Origin of the sequence: Neptuniibacter sp. QD34_54, from assembly GCF_047778055.1 — a bacterium.
Lineage (GTDB): Bacteria > Pseudomonadota > Gammaproteobacteria > Pseudomonadales > Balneatricaceae > Neptuniibacter.
Genome location: NZ_CP180546.1, coordinates 3309171 through 3328425 on the forward strand (window position 1 = coordinate 3309171; position 19255 = coordinate 3328425).

Here is a 19255-nt window from a genome sequence, read left to right on the forward strand (position 1 = left end):
TGCACTCGAACCCAATAATACGCTCGAGTGCTATATCAATGCTTAGCGACGTGTTCCGCTAATATTGATCTCTACACGACGGTTCTGTGAACGACCCGCAGAGGTTTTATTATCAGCAATTGGATAGCGTTCACCATAACCACGTGCATTAATACGTAAACGCTCAACACCTGCACTCGCAAGGTAATCACCTACGCGTGCAGCACGGCGCTCAGAAAGTTGCTGGTTATATTCAAAAGAGCCAGAACTATCAGTAAAGCCATCAACATTCAGTTCAGTCTGATCAAACTTAGCCAATACTTTAGCTACAGAGTCCAACACAGGGTAGAAACTACCTGCAATTCGATCAGAATCCACAGCGAATGTAATATTGCCTGGCATAATCAAACGAATAGAATCACCGATACGCTCAACACGAACACCTGTGCCTTCTAATTCTTGGCGCAACAACGCTTCCTGTTGATCCATGTAATAGCCGATACCACCGCCAACGGCACCACCCACAAGGGCACCAGTCAAAGCACCTTTACCACGGTCACTTTTACTAGAAACTGCAGCGCCCAACACGGCACCAGCAACAGCGCCAATACCTGCACCCTTCGCAGTATTACCTACTTTCTGTTCACCAGTGTAAGGGTCCAACGTTTGACACCCCGTTAGCAGAACACCTGTAACGGCTACAGCAATCAATTTTTTCATGCATATCTCCTAAGATTCTTGCGCTCCCTGAATTCGGCCATAGTATGGCTGAATATTCGCTGACTAAAAACAAATAAAATAAGTCATAGATGCTAGTCAGTACGGGTAAACACCGATAAAATAATACGATTGTAATTTTTAGATTTGGCCTATATCTACTGTCGCTTAAAATACGTTATTGTGTAGCGGTTAGATAGAGCCCTTCGATTATCTGTAGTACTGCCCTTTGAGGAGATACAATTGTCCCAGCTTCCTGTCATTGTTGGTTTTGGTGGTATAAACCCTGCTGGACGTGCCTCATTTCACCATGCTTATCGCCGTTTAATCATCGATAAGCTGGATTCTAAATCTCGCACTGAGACATTAACCGATCTCGCTATTCTGACTGGCCTAGCAACAACATCTGAAGGCCAATATCTAAACCAAGAAGGTGAAGTTTGCACTGCAGAGTCCCTTATTGAGTCTCTACAAGAACAACTACTCAATAGCACTCTAATCCGACAGATCGAAGATAGCTGTTTTGACGTCAACAACGTCATGTTTAATAAGCCAGCAAGCATCAATTTAGGTGACGAAACCTTAAGATTCCAGTTACGTAAACGCCAAATGCCGCAAAACATTCCAAGCAATTGGCAAGTGACGGAGACATCTTCTGGGCAATTTTATATTGAAGTCACAGGTAAATTAGAAGCAATTTTACCGGATAGCAAAACAGCACCTGTTCAATCGGCAGGCCAGCTGCCTAGCGGCTTCCAACCAGGCAAACTCTACCAATCTCGTAATCACCCACGTAATCTGCAAATGACTGTTTTTGCGGCATCAGATGCGATCTCTTCAAGCGGCATCCCATTTGAACGCATCAGTGCTTACGTTGCACCAGACCAGATTGCAGTTTATGCCAGTAACTCTATTGGTCAATTAGATGATTTTGGTTTTGGTGGATTAACTAAATTCCCAGCGATTGGTAAGCGCACAACATCTAAACAGATGCCTCTTGGCTATGCGCAAATGCCAGCCGATTTTGTGAATGCTTATATTCTAGGAAATGTAGGAACGACTGGCGGCGCTTTAGGTGCTTGTGCAACCTTCCTATATAACTTGCGCAGTGGCGTTAATGATATCCGCAGCGGTCGTCGCAAAGTAGTTTTAGTTGGTGGCAGCGATGCCCCAATCACCCCAGAAGTTATTGAAGGCTTCCGTGCGATGGGTGCATTGGCTGAAGATAAAGATCTACTCGCTCTAGACAATCTAGCTGAGCTAACCATCAATGATTACCGCAAAGCTTGTCGTCCGTTTGGTAATAACTGTGGATTCACCATTGGCGAAAGTAGCCAATTTGTTCTATTGATGAGTGATGATCTAGCTGTTGAGTTAGGCGCCGAAATCTATGGTGCTGTACCAGAAGTATTTGTTAATGCTGACGGCCATAAGAAATCGATCTCTGCTCCAGGCGTAGGCAACTATATTACTCTAGCTAAGTCAGCCTCTTTGATCCGTTCGATGCTAGGTGAAGAATCACTTCAACAACGCAGTTTTGTTCAAGCCCACGGGACAAGCACTCCGCAAAACCGCGTAACCGAATCTCATGTTATCAACGAGACAGCTAAAGCCTTCTCGATTGATAACTGGACGGTTTCCGCAGTTAAGTGCTATTTAGGTCACTCCCAAGGTACCGCTGGCGGTGATCAATTGAGTACCTCTCTAGGTACTTGGAAATACGGCTATATCCCAGGCATCGTAACAACACCTACGTTTGCTGATGATGTTCACAAGAGCAACCTGAATCTAAGCAACCAACACCATGACGTGGGTGCTACCGGCATGGACTCTGTACTTTTGAATTCTAAAGGCTTCGGTGGCAACAACGCATCTGCACCTGTACTAGCGCCACACGTTGTACACAACATGCTTAAAAAACGTTACAGCGCTACACAATTAAAAGAGTATCAGAACAAGCTTGAGCAGACGCGTGCTGTCGCGAGTGCTTATGACCAAGCAGCCATTCTCGGTGAAGCTAAACCAATCTATCGCTACGACCACAACGTGCTACAAGGCGAAGATCTTAAAATCACTGATTCACAAATAAAACTTCCAGGCTATGCCAACCCTGTGAGCTTAGAAGTTAGTAACCCTTTTGAAGACCTTTGCTAAATAAGGATATAAGTATGCGTAATGCAGTATTACTTTTGATTGCAGGTTTAAGCTTAAGCGGCTGCATGAGCATGGACTCATTATCCCTAGGCAAATCGGAGCCTACCGAGACTGACTATTACCTAGTGGATACAAAGTTTCGCTTTATCTGCTTAGGCAATACCACTCAATGTCGCGATATGACTAAGATTGTCTCTTCTCGTGCTCAGCTAGCGCCTATTGAAGAAGCTTACGGCACTAAAGTTAAAGGGCCAAACTACCCAGTATCACTTACTCGTATGCTTCTAAACCCTGCCGATGGCAGTTACACCAGCTCACCTGCAGGCACTACAGGCCGCTACTTTAAGATTCCTGTTAACGACAAGACCCAAATCGCTTGGGATGCTCTAGGCACTATTGAAAGCGGTTTATATTAATCGCAATAGGTTCTTTGATTGCTGGGTAGTGATAGCTGCAACCTCCTCCACAGCTATTTGACGAAGTTCTGCTATCACTTCTGCCACCTTTGCCACATTCGCTGGCAGATTAACCTCCCCCTGATGCCCAGCTAAAGGCATATCCGGCGCATCCGTTTCTAACACAAAAGACTCCAGCGGCAATTCTTGCACAAGCCGCCGAATTTTCTTCGCCCGCTCATAAGTAACCGTTCCACCAATACCCAATTTGAAGCCTAAATCCAGATATTGTCGTGCTTGTTGCTCACTTCCAGAGAAAGCATGCACAATACCACCTCGCTCTAGCTGAATTAGCCGCAACTGTTTTAACATCTGATCATGCGCTTTACGAACATGCAGCAATACGGGCAGGTTAAACTTCTTCGCCAAAGCTAATTGTTCATTCAAATAGAGTAATTGTTGATCTAGATTGGCCTCAGGAATGAAAAGATCCAACCCTATCTCACCTACAGCACAGACCTGCTCAGTCGCCAACAAGGTTTCTAAAATTTCAAGATCTGCTGGAGTGTGCTTTTCCATAAAGCAGGGATGTAAACCAAGCGCAGCGTGGAGATTATGATCCGACTTAACCAGACTCAATAAGTCTTGCCACCTATCAGCGATGACACTAGGCACGACAATATCGCTTACACCGGCGATTCTTGCCTGAAGAAGTATTTCTTTCCGAGAAAGATCAAATTCTGAAAAGTCTAAATGACAGTGGCTATCGATAAATTGCATAGCATTAGATTAGGGCGGGAAATATATGGCTGCAAGCCTAGATGCTTGCAGCCATTTATTTAGTGGTAAGTGGTTTAGTGCTCGCGTGTAGCGCGGAAAGCTACATCAGGCCAACGTTCTTCAGCCAAACTCAAGTTCACGCGTGTTGGTGCTAAGTAAGTCAGAAGACCACTACCATCGATTGCCAAGTTATCGTGATTCTTCTTCTGGAAGTCAGACAACATTTTATCATCATCACACTCAGCCCAGCGCGCTGTCTGCACACTGATCGGCTCGTACTTACACTCAACCTTGTATTCATCTTTCAATCGGAATACAACAACATCAAACTGTAGCTGACCTACCGCACCCAAAATTAGGTCATTATTTTTCAACGGCTGGAACAACTGCACTGCACCCTCTTCCGATAGCTGCTGCAAACCTTTCTGTAGCTGCTTCATTTTTAGTGGGTCCAATGGGCGCACACGACGGAACATTTCCGGCGCGAAGTGAGGGATACCTGTAAATTTAAGATCTTCACCTGCAGTAAACGTATCACCGATCTGGATCGTACCGTGGTTATGCAAACCGATGATATCACCAGACCATGCTTCCTCTACGTTCTCACGATCACCTGCGATAAAGGTTACCGCATCGGCAATTTTCACATCCTTTTTGATACGTGCATGACGCATCTTCATGCCTTTGCTGTACTTACCGGAACAGATTCGCATAAAAGCAATACGGTCACGGTGTTTCGGATCCATATTGGCTTGAATCTTAAAGATAAAACCACTGAATTTTTCTTCAGCCGGTTCAACTTCACGGGTTAGTGTCGCACGTGGAATTGGCGCAGGCGCCCACTCAACGAAATCATTTAGCATCTCACGAACACCAAAGTTCGCCAAAGCCGTACCAAAGAAGACAGGGGTCAGCTTGCCCGCCATAAACTCTTCTTTATCAAACTCATGAGTTGCACCACGAACCAGCTCCACTTCATCAAGGAAGTCTTCGTAGATATCACCTAAAAGTTCTTTAGCTTGATCACTCTCAAGACCTTTAACCTGAATATCTTCAGGAATAGTATGACCTTGGCCTGGCTGGAAGACATGAATCGTATCGGTATAAAGGTTATACACACCTTTAAAACGCGGTCCCATTTCGATTGGCCAAGTAATAGGCGCAGCAGCAATCTTCAGAACTTCTTCGATCTCGTCTAGCAGTTCAATCGGATCACGAATCTCACGGTCCATTTTGTTCACAAACGAGAAAATTGGCGTGTCACGCAGACGACAAACTTCCATCAGCTTAATGGTTCGATCTTCGACACCTTTCGCACCATCCACAACCATCAACGCAGAATCCACTGCCGTTAATGTGCGGTAAGTATCCTCAGAGAAATCTTCGTGACCCGGAGTATCCAACAGGTTAACCATGCGACCGTTGTACGGGAACTGCATAACAGAAGAGGTGATCGAGATACCACGCTCTTGCTCCATCGACATCCAGTCAGATGTAGCCATACGATCGCCTTTTTTCCCTTTTACGCTACCCGCTTGCTGAATCAACTGTCCAAACAACAACAGCTTTTCAGTAATGGTCGTTTTACCCGCATCGGGGTGGGAAATAATCGCAAAGGTGCGGCGTTGATTAACTTCTTCTTGCAGGATACTCATGGATAAACATCATTTATGGTGACAGAAAGCAGGCATTATACTCCGACTGTGACAAATTACCTCCACTGCGACATTTTGCCTCGTCAGTTTTTCATTACTCTACGGTATAATCCTTTCATGGCTAATCATCGCGATAATTTAATTCAGCTTTCTTACATCAGAACCGTCACCCTGTTCGGGCAATGTATCGCGGTTATCTTTGCGATTTACGGTTTACAGGCCGATCTTAAAGTATGGCTAGTTGGCACAACCCTGGCCGCCTTAGCGCTGCTAAATGTGATGACTTACGCTCGCCTTTTTTCACCTTGGCCTGTCACGGAGCCTGAGTTTTTCTCTCAATTGATCGCAGATATGGCGCTGTATGGCGCGCTATTATTTCATATGGGGGGAGCAACCAATCCCTTTATATTCTTACTGCTCGTCCCGCTGATTATATCTTCAGCCACCATGTCGAGAGCTTATGTCTGGCTGATAGCCTTCATGATCATCGCCATCTATAGCTCTTTGCTGTTTTATTACGAACCTCTAGTTCAGCTGGATAACAGTCATCAGCACCGCATTATGGAGCTGTTCGATATCCATATTTTAGGAATGTGGATCAACTTCCTCCTAACAGTAATTGTTGTAACCTATTTTATTGTACGCATGCGCCAATCCATGCAGATACAGCAAGAGACATTGGATCAAGAACGCGAGAAACGCATTCAAGATCAACAGCTTCTATCGCTCGCCAATATGGCTGCCGGCACAGCTCATGAACTGGGGACACCATTGAGCACCATGCAAGTTCTACTAAATGAATTAGAGCATGAGCACTCTGAAAACCCAGAGTTAGTAGAAGACCTACAACTCTTACGTCAACAAACCGAACTTTGTGCACAACGCCTTAAACAGATGAGTCAAAGCGTGAAAGAGGAGCAGGCGACTGCGCAGCAGATGTCCACCATGGCATTGGTAGAAGATGTTATTGAGCAGTTTATGGTTCTTCGTCCAGAGGTGACTCGCACCTTCACTGTACAAGGTGACGGAGAACCTCCTTCATTAAACTGTACAACATCACTAAAACAATCCCTGTTAAATCTGCTAAATAACGCCGCAGATGCAGAGCCCGAAGATATCAATATCGAGCTAGACTGGGATCAACAGACAGTATATTTTCGCATCTACGACAACGGGCCGGGAATTAGCCTTGAACAGAGCAGCAATCTAGGTAAACCTTTTATCACCACAAAGGGTAAAGGCTTAGGAATAGGACTATTCCTTACTAGCACAACATTGGCACGCTATGATGGCGATGTAAGACTCTATAACCGCCCTGAAGGCGGTACGTTAACCGAAGTGACTCTTCCGATAAGGCATGCAGATGACTGAACGCTTTTTGATAGTTGATGACGATCCGGCATTCACCCGCGTACTCTCACGCGCAATGACACGTCGGGAGTTTGAAGTTCAAGTTGCACGTAGCGCCGAAGAAGCCGAAAAGCTGATCCAAACCTGGGTACCAGACCTAGCGACTGTCGATCTTAAAATGGATGGGGACTCCGGGCTGATACTGATCCCCAAACTTCGACAACAAAACCCTGCAATGAAAATTCTAATGCTGACGGGCTATGCAAGCATAGCCACAGCAGTAGAAGCGATCAAACTCGGCGCGACCCAATACCTTCCAAAGCCTGCAGATGCCGATCAAATTCTGACCGCTTTAAATAAGATTGAGGCAGATGCTGAAATGGAAGTGACTGAGCAGCCAATGTCGGTGAACCGCCTAGAATGGGAGCATATCCAAAAAGTGCTGAACGAACATGATGGTAATGTATCAGCAACAGCTCGAGCACTTGGCATGCACCGAAGGACCCTGCAGCGAAAACTATCTAAGCGCCCGGTAAAACGATAAAGCACTTTACTGATCGTCTATATAAACCTTGGCATCGAAGGTACGCACCCAATCAGGATGAAACACCAACATCCCAGTCAGGAATATCCCATTCATCAATCCTTCTGGGAACATAATCAGCGGCAGATAGCGTACATATTCGTGGATAATTTTCTCAACCGTGTATACACCGTCTAGCACTAGAATCGCACTGGCGGATAAGCCTGCAATAGCCGCGGAGAGACCTGCGCCTAAAAAACCACAAACGAATAAGAAAACAAAGAAATTCTTCATCATTTTAGCTTCGACAAAGCGATAGAGAATCCAAGTAGACGCGACAGGCAGCAGCACAGAACAGACGCCACTTAACAGCAAACCATCCCAGCTTTCCTTCCCCACAACCGCCATACCGACTAATGCAACAGTAGCCGAAAGTATCGCCAGATCCCAACCAAACACTAGGGTCATAATGGTCAAACCTAGAAAATGGATACCTAAACCTGGAGAAATACCCGCTCTCATGGACCACAAAGCCATTAGCAATGCAGTGGCACCAAATAACATATGCTGCAATGTTCGGTTATCACCTAATGTAGACCAAGGTGCATTTCTGATGGCATAAAAAAAAACCATACAGTACATAAGGGCACCACCAATCAACCAATATGAATGTAATAATCCTTCGGAGAAGCTCATATTTTTCTACTTTTTAATGATTAGGACGCATTTTACGTTGAAGATTAATTATCTACTTATATGATAAAGAGATACGGTATTTCTTTTGACGTGTATCACTTTTCCCTTAACCAATGCGGAGAATAAATGAACATCCTTGTAGTAGATGATGATCGTTTTATTCGTGAAATAATCAGCGCCGTTATTCAGGACGCCAATCATACACCTATTACCGCCTCTCAAGGAGATGAAGCCCTAGCTGCTCTAGACAAGGGGGGAATAGATTTAGTTTTAACCGATGTCGAAATGCCCGGCCTCAATGGTTTCGACCTAACGCGCGAAATCCGCAACCGCTTTCCTAACGATTGGTTCCCTATTATTTTCCTCAGCGGTCAGAGTGATGAAAAGCACTACGAGGAAGGTATTGATGCGGGCGGTGACGATTACCTAACCAAACCGGTGAGTCCGATTGTCCTTAAAGCAAAAATATTAGCGATGGAACGTATCGCCAATATGAAGAAAGCCTTAGATGCAGCAAATTCTCGCCTTGAAAAGCTCAGCTCACAAGATCCTCTTACAAAGATCTCAAATCGTCGAGATCTGGAAACAAACCTGTTAAAAGAGTGGAAACGCAATAAACGGGAGCAACTCGAGCTAGCCGCAATTATGCTCGATATAGATTTCTTTAAAACCTATAACGATCACTACGGCCATCAGCAGGGAGACGAGTGCCTTAAAGCCGTAGCCAAACTGTTGAAAGGCGAACTTAATCGTTCTCATGATCTTCTAGCTCGCTATGGTGGCGAAGAGTTTGTCATTATCCTACCGGATACTGATATAGAGGGAGCTGAAAAGATTGCAAGCAACATAGTCGCTTCCTTAGCTACTAAAGCCATTCCTCATGTTAAGTCTCAAGCAGCAGAGCATGTGACTGTCAGCATGGGCATTAGCTCAACTGCTAACAATGCAGAAACCCCCTCTGCACTACTAAAGCAAGCCGATCAAGCGCTTTATAAAGCCAAGGACAGTGGTCGAAACCGCAGCTGCACCTTCTCTGATTAATTACAGAGTACTGGCTCTATAGACATACCCATTAACACAGCGTCTTCGCGTTGCCCCCCTTGAACTGAAGGGTAGTAATTTTTTCGCACCCCTTCAGTTACAAAGCCACTTTTATCATACAACGCTATTGCAGCTAAGTTAGATTCCCTCACCTCAAGCATCACTCGAATAACGCCAGCATTTTGTAGCTGTTGAGCTCCCTGACTTACCAGTAGCTGTGCATAACCACACCCTTGGTGGGCTGGATCTATAGCTATCTGGAGCAGTTCCGCCTCATCTAGAACTTGCGAAAACATGACATAGCCAATTAAGTCCGGTGCATACAAACCAAGAGCGACAGATCGCTCTGATTCTATTTGCTGTAGGTATTGTTTAGCCGACCAGGCACCATGAGCGAAACAGGATTGAGCAATACGTTCTACTGCTGGAAGATCCTTGGCCTGAAGGTCATCAATGTTCATAGGAGAAGCTTAAGCAACGCTAGATTTCAGGTCTAACCAGATTTGACGTTTAATTCCCGGAAGCTGCATCGCTTCAGTCAAACTGTAGGTCGCAATCGCTTTAACGCCAGATTTAATCGTGAAGCTGATACCTTTAAGCTCTTCCAAGCTCTCTTTACGATCCATCACCATTTGAGCTGCAGCTTCACCAAAGAGAAGTACCGTTTGTACCTCTTCAGTTTGCAGTTCTTTTGACAGCTTATGCTGAACTGCACTAAGGGCCTGCTTATAACCCTGATCTAAGGTTTTGCTAGCAAACATCGGCCAAGGAAGCATAAAAGCAGCTCCAGCAGGACCTGATCGACCTAAAGCCGCCACGATGGCAGCAGCCAACTGTTGATAATTGTTAGCAAAATTTCCACCCTGAGGCGGTAGGCTATCCACAATCAACACACTGCCGATCCGCTGGAAGACAAGCTTAAAGACTGGTGCTTCATCCTGTTCCTGCGTTTGAACCTCATCAGGCTCAGCAACTACATCAGAACCCTCTGCGATAGGAACCACAGGTTTAGAAGCTGGTTTGTTAACCTCTTCTGACACTAAACCTAAAGCAGCGCGTGCTTCCGACATCCCCTGCTGCATAGTTTCAGGAGATGACTTTCTAGAAACAGGTGCTGTACTAGCTACATTTTGCTGCTGAGAGCGATTTGGAGAATCGAAAGGAATTTCTGGAGCGGGATACTGAAAGTCATCAACCCAATCAGGTGATGGTTTCGCTCCCACGAGAGGGGCACAAGGTAGCCAGCTGGATATGCCCATTGCATCCAAATATTGATGCCTAAGCTGTTCTTGCTCCATAGCTACTACCTTGTCGTTACTTTACTTAAGAGCTCAATCCTCAATTAAACCTGAGGATGAGCTTTTTGAACGTTTGCATCCAGCATATTCAAAGCATGGATATAGGCTTTTGCAGATGCGATGATGATATCAGTATCCGCTCCTAGACCATTCACGATACGGCCGGCATTTTCCAAGCGTACAGTTACCTCACCTTGAGAGTCTGTTCCTTCTGTTACAGCATTTACAGAGTAGATCTGCAAGCTCGCACCAGAATCTGCAATCATCTCAATCGCTTTAAATGCCGCATCAACTGGACCACCACCTGTAGCTTCCGCAGTTTTCTCTTCGTCACCCACTTGCATCACAATCTTAGCTACAGGCGTCTCACCTGTTTGTGAAGTCACAGATAGGCTTGTTAGCTGGAACTGCTCACTGCTTGCAGTAGCACGTGTATCACTTACTAGAGCCACTAGATCTTCATCAAAGATCTCGCTCTTCTTATCAGCAAGTTCTTTAAAGCGAGAGAAGGCGTTATTAAGTTCAGAGTCTGTCGCAAATGTTGTGCCTAGCTCTTCTAAACGTGTACGGAAAGCAGCTCGGCCAGACAATTTGCCTAGTACCATACGGTTCGTGTTCCAGCCCACATCCTGAGCGGTCATAATCTCGTATGTTTCTCGGTGTTTAAGAACACCATCTTGGTGGATACCAGACTCGTGTGCGAAGGCATTTGCACCTACGATTGCCTTGTTAGGCTGAACTGGGAAGCCTGTCACACTAGAGACTAAACGTGATGCAGGAACGATCTGGGTTGTATCAATATTCGTTTCTACGCCTAGGGTATCTTTACGAGTGCGGATCGCCATCACGATCTCTTCTAGAGAAGCGTTACCTGCACGCTCGCCTAGACCGTTTACCGTACATTCAACCTGACGTGCACCGGCACCAACAGCTGCCAAAGAGTTAGCTACAGCTAAGCCTAAGTCGTTATGACAATGTACAGAGAAAATCGCTTTATCAGCATTTGGAATACGCTGGATTAGCTGACCGATTGTGTGAGCAAACTCACCCGGTACCGCATAACCAACAGTATCTGGGATGTTAATTGTACGTGCACCAGCATCGATTACTTTCTCGATGATACGGCACATAAAGTCCAATTCAGAGCGGCTCGCATCTTCTAACGAGAATTCAACGTCATCAATTAGGTTACGCGCACGCGTTACTGCTTTTACTGCTTGCTCAACCACTTGGTCAGGCTGCATCTGCAGTTTGTATTTCATGTGGATAGGTGACGTTGCAATGAAGGTATGGATACGACCCATTGCTGCATTCTGAAGTGCTTCACCAGCACGGTCGATATCAGCATCAAGCGCACGGGATAGAGAACAAACGCGACTTTCCGTCACAGCTTCTGCAATCGCTTTTACCGACTCAAAATCACCCGGACTCGCAATAGCAAAACCAGCCTCAATTACATCAACACGCATCTTCTCAAGCTGCTTAGCTACACGCAGCTTTTCATCACGCGTCATTGATGCACCAGGGCTTTGCTCGCCATCACGCAAAGTTGTATCAAAAATAATTACACGATTGTCATTGCTCATAAGGTTTGCTCCAAACCGACTCACCAGCGATCAATACTTACAATTATCGCTGCTCTCTAAATTCTTTACAAAATCTGTATTCAAAAAAAGGACAGGAGAGCACTATACTGTTCAAAAAGCAGGGATAGTTTTCAACGCTATCGACAATAAAAACCAGTCTTAAAACTTCGCGTTGCTTTACTCTCTTGATAGCTCATAGCTACAGGGATTTGTGTGGTAATCCAATGCCCACCACTATAACGCCGGGCGGCTGTTTTGCAACCCGTGTTTTCGGCAAATAACGAACAAGTAGAGAGATCATGTCCACAGAGTTTGATTATCAAATCAACCGTAAAGGTACAGCGAGTCAGAAGTGGGAAAAATACAGTGATAGCGACATCCTACCTATGTGGGTTGCCGACACTGACTTTATGTCTCCGCCTGCCGTGATTAAAGCGCTACATGAACGTATAGACCACGGTGTTTTTGGTTACACTAATGTTCCTGTTGAGCTTAATGAGCTGGTTATTGAAAGGATGCAGAACTTTTACGACTGGGAGGTCAATAGCAATGACATTGTTTGGTTACCCGGTTTAGTTTGCGGTCTAAACCTCGCTTGTCGTAGCCTCGGTAAAAGTGGAGATACGGTTTTAACCCCTAAACCTATCTACCCGCCTTTTATGTCGGCTCCTCGTCTCTCAGATCGTGAGGTTTGCACACTACCTATGCAGGACATTGATGGCCGCAAGATCATCGATTTTGATGCGTTAGAGAATGCCCTCACCGAAAGAACGCGACTTTTACTGTTTTGTAACCCTCATAACCCCGGTGGTACGGTCTATCGCAAAGAAGAACTCGAACGCCTTGCAAAGATCATTATTCAACACGACCTGTATATCTGTTCAGACGAAATACACTGCGATTTGATTCTCGAACAAGGGCTACAACATACGCCTATTGCCTCACTCAGCCCCGAGATCGCGGCAAGAACGATAACGCTCATGGCGCCAAGTAAAACCTTTAATATCGCCGGTTTGGGTTGTTCTTTTGCCATTATTGGTAATCCAGAACTACGTAAGAAATTTATTAACACTAAGAAAGGCGTAGTGCCTGATGTGAACCTACTTGGGTACACTGCAGCTATTGCAGCTTATCAAGAGGGCGAAGAATGGAATCAACAACAGCTTGATTACCTTCGCGCCAATCGTGATTACCTACAAAAGGAGATCAATCAGATCCCGGGTCTAAAGCTCGCCCCCATTGAAGCCACCTACCTTGCTTGGATTGATGTATCAGGAGCGAAATTGACCAACCCTGCACATTTTTTTGAGCAAGCTGGTATAGGTATGTCTCCGGGAAGAGACTTTGGCGACAATAACTATATGCGTTTGAATTTCGGCTGCACACGAAGCACGCTCGAAGAAGCCGTTCGCCGAATTAAACGTGCACTAGTCAATGAACTACCAGCCTAAAACCTAAAGATCCAACTTAGACTCAATCAGTTTAAGAGCGCGTTTCAATTCATCAAAATACTGCTCCGCTGAGAAATTCAGCGGAGCAAAATCTCGATAATCCCAACCATCCTGTTTAGACCGAGCTGGATTATTCCAATTGTGCCAAGCAACGATATCTGAATAACAAGATTGCGTTAGGTTTAACTGCCAACAATCTATATCACCGCAGTTACACACAAATGGCGTCAATACGATCTCACTATCAGTACAAGCTCGCTGCAACATCTCTTTATTAAAACCACAGATGTAGGCGCCACTAATACTTCCTGCAAAAGCCGCTTCATAATCACTCACCCAATCAAGTAGTGGCTGATCATCAACCAAAATATCGCAATAGAGCCCAAGCTGGCTCTGATAACCACCGTAAACCAACTTAAACTCATTCATCGATTAACATACCCCACTTAAGCACGCGGCAGATCAAAAGGGATAACATTGGCTAAGGAAGATTCTCTAAGCGCTAACATCAACAACCGATCAACACCTAAGGCTACGCCAGCACAATCAGGCATTCCTACCTCCAGCGCGTCCACAAGACGTGTATCAAGAGGGCGCTGCGGCAGATCCAATGTAGCTCTTTGCTTTTGGTCAGCATCCAAACGACGCTTTTGTTCGACACTATCTGTCAGTTCGTAATAGCCATTCGCTAACTCTACACCTCTAACAAACAGCTCAAACCTTGCTGCTACAGTTATTCCCGCTGAATTTTTCCGCACTCGCGCCAATGCTGCTTGGCTTTGTGGATAATCCATCACAAAAATGGCATCGACCTGTTCAAGCTGTGGTTCGATCACATGAGACATCAATAAATTCAGCCATGTATCCGGATCAGAGTCATCTAGCTCGATATCTATATGCTTCCGCGTTTCTTTAATTAAGTCTTCTAAAATGACTTCTTCCGGCCTAAAACCTAAATAGCGGAAAAACAGATCCGAGTAGGTGATACGCTCTACTTGATCTAACTGTAAAACAGGCTTAATCAAGGCTTCAATTTCATCTATCAGGTCAGCATCATCAAAGCCCGGGCGATACCACTCCAACATAGTAAATTCAGGATTGTGACGACGACCATATTCGCCATTTCGAAACACCTTACTCATCTGATAGATCGGCCCACTGCCAGCAGCTAGTAAGCGTTTCATGGCATATTCAGGTGATGTTTGCAGATATAACTGTCGCCCTTCTGCGCCTAACGTTTCGCGGTAATCTACCTCAATGCTATCGATAAAAGGATCACTCACCGCACAGTTAGACATCACTGGCGTATCTACTTCTAATACACCTCTCTGCTTGAAAAAATCACGAATATATCCGAATAACTCGCCGCGTTTACGCAAGTTGTCTATTGAAGCTGAAGGCTGCCAATCATTCATACTGAAGTTACTTATTCCATCTAAAACCACTAGGCGTAACTTTATCAGCTTGCCCCCCTCCAATAAAAATTAAATCGATGAACCCACATACGTAACTGTCCATCTGTTTGGTCACTTCACTTATCCCCTTCTACACTTAAGTGCACTATGCATATCACCGAATAACGGTCGCTGTAGAGGTATGCAGCCATGACAACACCTAAAAACTGTTCTTATTGCAATCCAGATGGTTGGCAATGCAGTGAACCCGCCAATGACTCAGGCCTATGCTACTGGCACGACCCTTCTGTGGATAAAAGCCAGGATGAAGGCGTAAAGAACGCTGTGGAAAAATGGGCTCAAGCAGGCAAGCCTCTCGATGGATTTCAGTTAGCACGCGCGCAGTTGGAAGATATCAATTTGGTAAACCGTGGTAGCAAGCGCGGCTACCAATGTCGAGAAGCTGACTTTTACCGCGCGAATCTGCGCAATGCCCACTGTTTTGGATTAGACCTACGTGGTTCATCGTTGATGAAAAGTACTTTGGCAGGCGCCAACCTTCACTGTGCTCATTTAGAAAACTGTAATCTACTCGGCGCAGATCTCAGCCACACACGCTTGGAAAATATAGAGTGGGGGAAAGAGCTACAACAAGAAAGATTAGCCCTAAAAGCCTTTCAGCAGAACAACCCTCAAGAAGCCATATCTCTGTGCCAAGAAGCCGAAGAGGTCGCTCGTATTATTCGCAAACAATGCGAAAAAGAAGGGCTATTTGAAATCGCTGGTCACTTTTTTAAGAAAGAGATGAGGCTGCGGCGTTACCAGATGCCCCTATATAGCTCGCGGCGCATTATTTCAAAGGGGGTCGATCTGTTTTGCGGTTACGGCGAGTCCCCTATTCGGGTGGTAATGTTTTCAGTCTGCATGATTTTACTCTGCGCACTGGTGTATTTCTTTCTCGGAACAACCGCATCCAATCCCATTTATTCGGACAGCACCGGAGCTACAGCCATTTTCTTGGAATTTCTCAATGCAATCTACTTTAGCGTTGTTACCTTCACGACACTAGGTTATGGCGATATCGCACCTATAGGACTTGCAAGGTTTGTTGCAGCTGTTGAAGCCTTTTTAGGCAGTTTTACAATGGCGCTGTTTGTGGTGGTGTTCGTCAAGAAGATGACAAGGTAGAAGCAATAATGCTAGGAGAGGAAAAGGGACAGAGTGATCTGCCCCTTAACAACATTACGCGCGAGAAACGTATTCGCCCGTACGTGTATCAATTTTTAGTACTTCACCTTCGTTGATAAACAAAGGAACGCGTACAACAGCGCCAGTGCTCAATGTAGCTGGTTTAGAACCGCCCTGAGCAGTATCGCCCTTAAGACCTGGATCTGTCTCAGTTACTTCTAACTCAACAAAGTTAGCTGGAGTCACAGAGATTGGGTTACCGTTGAACAACGTAACCGTTACAGAGTCCTGCTCTTTCAACCATGGCTTAGCTTCAGCAACTGCGTTTTCGTCCGCACCTACCTGCTCAAACGTATTTGGATCCATGAAGTACCATAGCTCACCATCGTAGTATGAGTATTCCATAGTCGTATCCATTACATCAGCCTGCTCAACGCTCTCACCTGATTTAAAGGTACGTTCCCAGATACGACCGGACATCAGGTTACGCAACTTAACACGTGTGAACGCCTGACCTTTACCTGGTTTTACAAATTCAACGTCAACCATTGCGCATGGATCGCCGTCGATCATTACTTTCTGACCATTTTTAAACTGGTTAGTAGAAATGTTGCCCATAATGTTCTCTGTATCTCTTGTAAGTTTTTCTCAACCAACAAACCCTGTTGATCGTAAAATTGACAGACATTCTACTTGAAAGGAAAATGCGAGCAACTTTCAGTCGTAATTCCGTACAAAAACATCATGAATTCTATTTCTAATCCCATTCCCGTCACGGAAGAAGCCGACTGGCAGCAGCTCCTGAGTCACACGATTGATGACCCAGCCGAGCTGCTTAAGCTATTAGATCTCCCCGCATCACTACTTCATGGCGCGCAACAAGGGAGCAACCTCTTCTCACTAAAAGTGCCAAAGCCATTTCTACAGCGGATAGAAAAAGGTAATCCAAACGATCCTTTGTTACGCCAAATTCTACCGCTAGATGCAGAAAGCGCGGATATTCCAGGCTATGTCACCGACCCTCTTGCAGAGATGGCTGCAAACCACAGTGATGGACTTATCCACAAATATCACGGTCGTGTACTGCTTATTCTCAGTGGAGCTTGCGCAGTAAATTGTCGCTACTGCTTCCGCCGCCATTTTCCCTATCAAGACAACCGCTTAGGTTCTGAGCAATGGCAACAAGTACTTGAATACTTAAAAGCAGACAGCAGTATTACCGAAGTGATCTTTTCTGGGGGAGACCCCTTAGCAACCTCGGATAAACGCTTGCGCAGAATGATTACGGATTTAGAAGAGATCCCTCATTTAAAGCGTTTAAGAATTCATACCCGCTTACCTATAGTGATCCCGCAGCGGGTAACCTCCGAGTTAACCACTCTCTTTACCAATAGCCGTTTCGACATCGCAATGGTTCTTCATGCCAATCATGCAAATGAATTGGATCAACAAGTAGCACAAGCTAGCGCGGAACTTAGAGCAGCAAACGTTACCGTCTTAAACCAAGCAGTGTTGCTCAAAGGCGTAAATGACAGCTTAACCGCGCTAACGGAGCTGAGTGAAAAGCTCTTTCATTTCGGAATTCTACCCTATTACTTATTCACCCTAGACCCGGTAAAAGGTGCAGCTCACTTTGATATCCCTGACGATCAAGCCATAGCGTTGCACCAACAACTGCAGGCAACATTACCGGGTTACCTAGTACCAAAGCTTGCTCGCGAGATTCCTGGCAAGGGTTCTAAAACACTCTTGTTCTAACCCCGCCGTTCTTACGAAAGGAAACTGAAACTTTTTCATATTCTTAGTTTCATCCTTTGCTTCCTTCGACTGCTGCCGATAACTATCGAATGGAATAATAAGCACCAGAGGGTGAAGCAATGCGTATTGCAGCTTCTGATATTGCACTGGAGAGTACAGCACACCAATCGACCTATACCGAAATTAGAGAGCATCTAACCGAGGGGTATGTTCGTGCTGGCGATGCTTTCAATAAAGAGAATTTAGTCGAAGGCAGTCACAGAGAACGGGTGGTAAAAGAAGTAAATCAAAGCACTCAAACTGATGACTCAACCTATGCCGATTTCCGCAAACAGATGGAACGGGAAAATGTCGGTAAATACAGTCTTGATCAGCTAATCACAAAGACGACGGGGAGTAGCTCAAGTCTATTTGAGCTAAACCCAGAAGATAAAGTCAAAATTGAGCTTCTAAAAAAGCTGTTTGAAAGCATGACAGGCAAAAGCTTCAACGTCGGCATGTTAGATGCGCAAGCTGTAGGAAATAGCGGTAACAATTCTACTACTGAGCAAGCGACGACATCCGCCAGCCAACTGAGTATTACTTCTAGCGAAGCCCTAGAACACGGCTTTGAATACAGCTACAGCGACACCACGACCTCGACCGAGCAAGTCCAGTTTCAAGTCCAAGGGCAAGTGCGTACTGCAGACGGTCGGGTTATCGATCTTAACCTACAACTCAATATGAGCCGTTCACTCAGCGAGAATCACAGTTTTCAAATTCGTTTGGGGGCAGCGCTTAAAGATCCTCTCGTGATCAACTTTTCTGGCCAAGCCGCCGAACTTAGCGCCGATACAATTGAGTTCGATATAGATAGCGATGGTGAGCTGGATACCGTTCATCGTCTTGATGACTCGAGCGGTTATATCGCCCTCGACAAAAACAACAATGGTGCAATTGATAATGGTAACGAGCTGTTTGGCGCACAGTCAGGTAATGGCTTTAAAGAGCTCGCAGCCTACGATGATGATAACAACGGTTTTATCGATGAAGGCGATGCGATCTGGGATCAATTACGCATCTGGGTTCAGCACAATGATGGCAGTAGCAGCATGTTCACCTTAGCCGACAAAGATATTGGCGCTTTATATCTCGGTTATTCCCGTACGGATTGGGAGCTAAGTGCTGGCCAATATAGTGACGAAATGGCAGGAAAGATTCGTGCAACAGGCCTTTTTCTTACAGAGGAAGGCGAGACCGGCACCTTACAGCAGGTTGATCTAGTCGTGTAACTATAAAGCCTTTTGCTAA

General features: G+C 45.4%; 19 protein-coding genes. 9 read left to right on the top strand and 10 right to left on the bottom strand.

The window, feature by feature from the left end; translation table 11 throughout:
- Positions 1-42 precede the first annotated feature (42 nt).
- Positions 43-699: an OmpA family protein gene (locus tag ACMXYP_RS15120; protein ID WP_415882461.1), complete on the bottom strand. Its 657-nt coding sequence runs from the start codon at positions 697-699 to the stop codon at positions 43-45.
- Positions 700-939: 240 nt separating this feature from the next.
- Between ACMXYP_RS15120 and ACMXYP_RS15125 the strand changes: the two genes are divergently transcribed.
- Both ACMXYP_RS15125 and ACMXYP_RS15130 read left to right on the top strand, forming a co-directional pair.
- A complete protein-coding gene (locus ACMXYP_RS15125) occupies positions 940-2850 on the top strand; it encodes a beta-ketoacyl synthase (RefSeq protein ID WP_415882462.1) in 1911 nt (636 codons plus the stop codon).
- A gap of 14 nt (positions 2851-2864) precedes the next feature.
- Positions 2865-3266 carry a hypothetical protein gene (locus ACMXYP_RS15130; RefSeq protein ID WP_415882463.1) on the top strand — a complete coding sequence of 134 codons (402 nt, stop codon included), beginning with the start codon at positions 2865-2867 and terminating at the stop codon, positions 3264-3266.
- Here ACMXYP_RS15130 and ACMXYP_RS15135 read toward each other — a convergent pair.
- Both ACMXYP_RS15135 and ACMXYP_RS15140 read right to left on the bottom strand, forming a co-directional pair.
- On the bottom strand, positions 3258-4025 hold the full coding sequence (locus tag ACMXYP_RS15135) for a TatD family hydrolase (RefSeq protein WP_415882464.1): 768 nt from the start codon (positions 4023-4025) through the stop codon (positions 3258-3260). The genes ACMXYP_RS15130 and ACMXYP_RS15135 overlap by 9 nt on opposite strands.
- Positions 4026-4099: 74 nt before the next feature.
- On the bottom strand, positions 4100-5680 hold the full coding sequence (locus ACMXYP_RS15140; RefSeq protein ID WP_415882465.1) for a peptide chain release factor 3: 1581 nt from the start codon (positions 5678-5680) through the stop codon (positions 4100-4102).
- 117 nt (positions 5681-5797) lie between these two features.
- Here ACMXYP_RS15140 and ACMXYP_RS15145 point away from each other — a divergent pair, with 117 nt between their 5' ends.
- Complete coding sequence (locus ACMXYP_RS15145) at positions 5798-7051, top strand: ATP-binding protein (RefSeq protein WP_415882466.1); 1254 nt, start codon at positions 5798-5800, stop codon at positions 7049-7051.
- A complete protein-coding gene (locus tag ACMXYP_RS15150) occupies positions 7038-7574 on the top strand; it encodes a response regulator transcription factor (RefSeq protein ID WP_415882467.1) in 537 nt (178 codons plus the stop codon). The genes ACMXYP_RS15145 and ACMXYP_RS15150 overlap by 14 nt, the downstream gene beginning before the upstream one ends.
- 6 nt (positions 7575-7580) lie before the next feature.
- On the opposite strand, the gene ACMXYP_RS15155 is transcribed toward ACMXYP_RS15150, so the two are convergent.
- On the bottom strand, positions 7581-8249 hold the full coding sequence (locus tag ACMXYP_RS15155; RefSeq protein ID WP_415882468.1) for an energy-coupling factor ABC transporter permease: 669 nt from the start codon (positions 8247-8249) through the stop codon (positions 7581-7583).
- A 126-nt stretch (positions 8250-8375) separates the two neighbouring features.
- Here ACMXYP_RS15155 and ACMXYP_RS15160 point away from each other — a divergent pair, with 126 nt between their 5' ends.
- On the top strand, positions 8376-9290 hold the full coding sequence (locus tag ACMXYP_RS15160) for a GGDEF domain-containing protein (protein WP_415882469.1): 915 nt from the start codon (positions 8376-8378) through the stop codon (positions 9288-9290).
- Here the strand turns inward: ACMXYP_RS15160 and rimI are convergent.
- Genes rimI through ACMXYP_RS15175 form a run of 3 tightly spaced genes read right to left on the bottom strand, consistent with a single transcriptional unit; the run spans position 9287 to position 12174 of the window.
- Positions 9287-9751: a ribosomal protein S18-alanine N-acetyltransferase gene (rimI, locus tag ACMXYP_RS15165; RefSeq protein ID WP_415882470.1), complete on the bottom strand. Its 465-nt coding sequence runs from the start codon at positions 9749-9751 to the stop codon at positions 9287-9289. The two genes, ACMXYP_RS15160 and rimI, sit on opposite strands and share 4 nt — an antisense overlap.
- 9 nt (positions 9752-9760) lie before the next feature.
- Positions 9761-10588, bottom strand: coding sequence for a hypothetical protein (locus ACMXYP_RS15170; RefSeq protein WP_415882471.1), 828 nt, complete (start codon positions 10586-10588; stop codon positions 9761-9763).
- A 44-nt stretch (positions 10589-10632) separates the two neighbouring features.
- The gene (locus tag ACMXYP_RS15175) at positions 10633-12174 is read right to left on the bottom strand and encodes a 2-isopropylmalate synthase (protein ID WP_415882472.1); all 1542 of its coding nucleotides are present in this window, start codon (positions 12172-12174) and stop codon (positions 10633-10635) included.
- Between the two features lie 299 nt (positions 12175-12473).
- On the opposite strand from ACMXYP_RS15175, the gene ACMXYP_RS15180 reads away from it, so the two are divergent.
- Positions 12474-13625 (top strand): MalY/PatB family protein, encoded by a 1152-nt coding sequence (locus tag ACMXYP_RS15180; RefSeq protein ID WP_415882473.1) that lies wholly within the window; start codon positions 12474-12476, stop codon positions 13623-13625.
- 3 nt (positions 13626-13628) lie between these two features.
- Here the strand turns inward: ACMXYP_RS15180 and ACMXYP_RS15185 are convergent, their stop codons facing one another.
- Complete coding sequence (locus ACMXYP_RS15185; protein WP_415882474.1) at positions 13629-14054, bottom strand: hypothetical protein; 426 nt, start codon at positions 14052-14054, stop codon at positions 13629-13631.
- A 17-nt stretch (positions 14055-14071) separates the two neighbouring features.
- Positions 14072-15040, bottom strand: a complete 969-nt coding sequence (gene epmA / locus ACMXYP_RS15190; protein ID WP_415882475.1) for an elongation factor P--(R)-beta-lysine ligase — start codon at positions 15038-15040, stop codon at positions 14072-14074.
- Positions 15041-15229: 189 nt separating this feature from the next.
- On the opposite strand from epmA, the gene ACMXYP_RS15195 reads away from it, so the two are divergent.
- Positions 15230-16207, top strand: coding sequence for an ion channel (locus tag ACMXYP_RS15195; RefSeq protein WP_415882476.1), 978 nt, complete (start codon positions 15230-15232; stop codon positions 16205-16207).
- Between the two features lie 54 nt (positions 16208-16261).
- Here ACMXYP_RS15195 and efp read toward each other — a convergent pair whose 3' ends face one another.
- Positions 16262-16825 carry an elongation factor P gene (gene efp, locus ACMXYP_RS15200; RefSeq protein WP_415882477.1) on the bottom strand — a complete coding sequence of 188 codons (564 nt, stop codon included), beginning with the start codon at positions 16823-16825 and terminating at the stop codon, positions 16262-16264.
- A 126-nt stretch (positions 16826-16951) separates the two neighbouring features.
- Here efp and epmB point away from each other — a divergent pair, with 126 nt between their 5' ends.
- Positions 16952-17965: an EF-P beta-lysylation protein EpmB gene (epmB, locus tag ACMXYP_RS15205; protein WP_415882478.1), complete on the top strand. Its 1014-nt coding sequence runs from the start codon at positions 16952-16954 to the stop codon at positions 17963-17965.
- Positions 17966-18084: 119 nt separating this feature from the next.
- On the top strand, positions 18085-19236 hold the full coding sequence (locus tag ACMXYP_RS15210) for a hypothetical protein (protein ID WP_415882479.1): 1152 nt from the start codon (positions 18085-18087) through the stop codon (positions 19234-19236).
- The last annotated feature ends 19 nt before the right edge of the window (positions 19237-19255 follow it).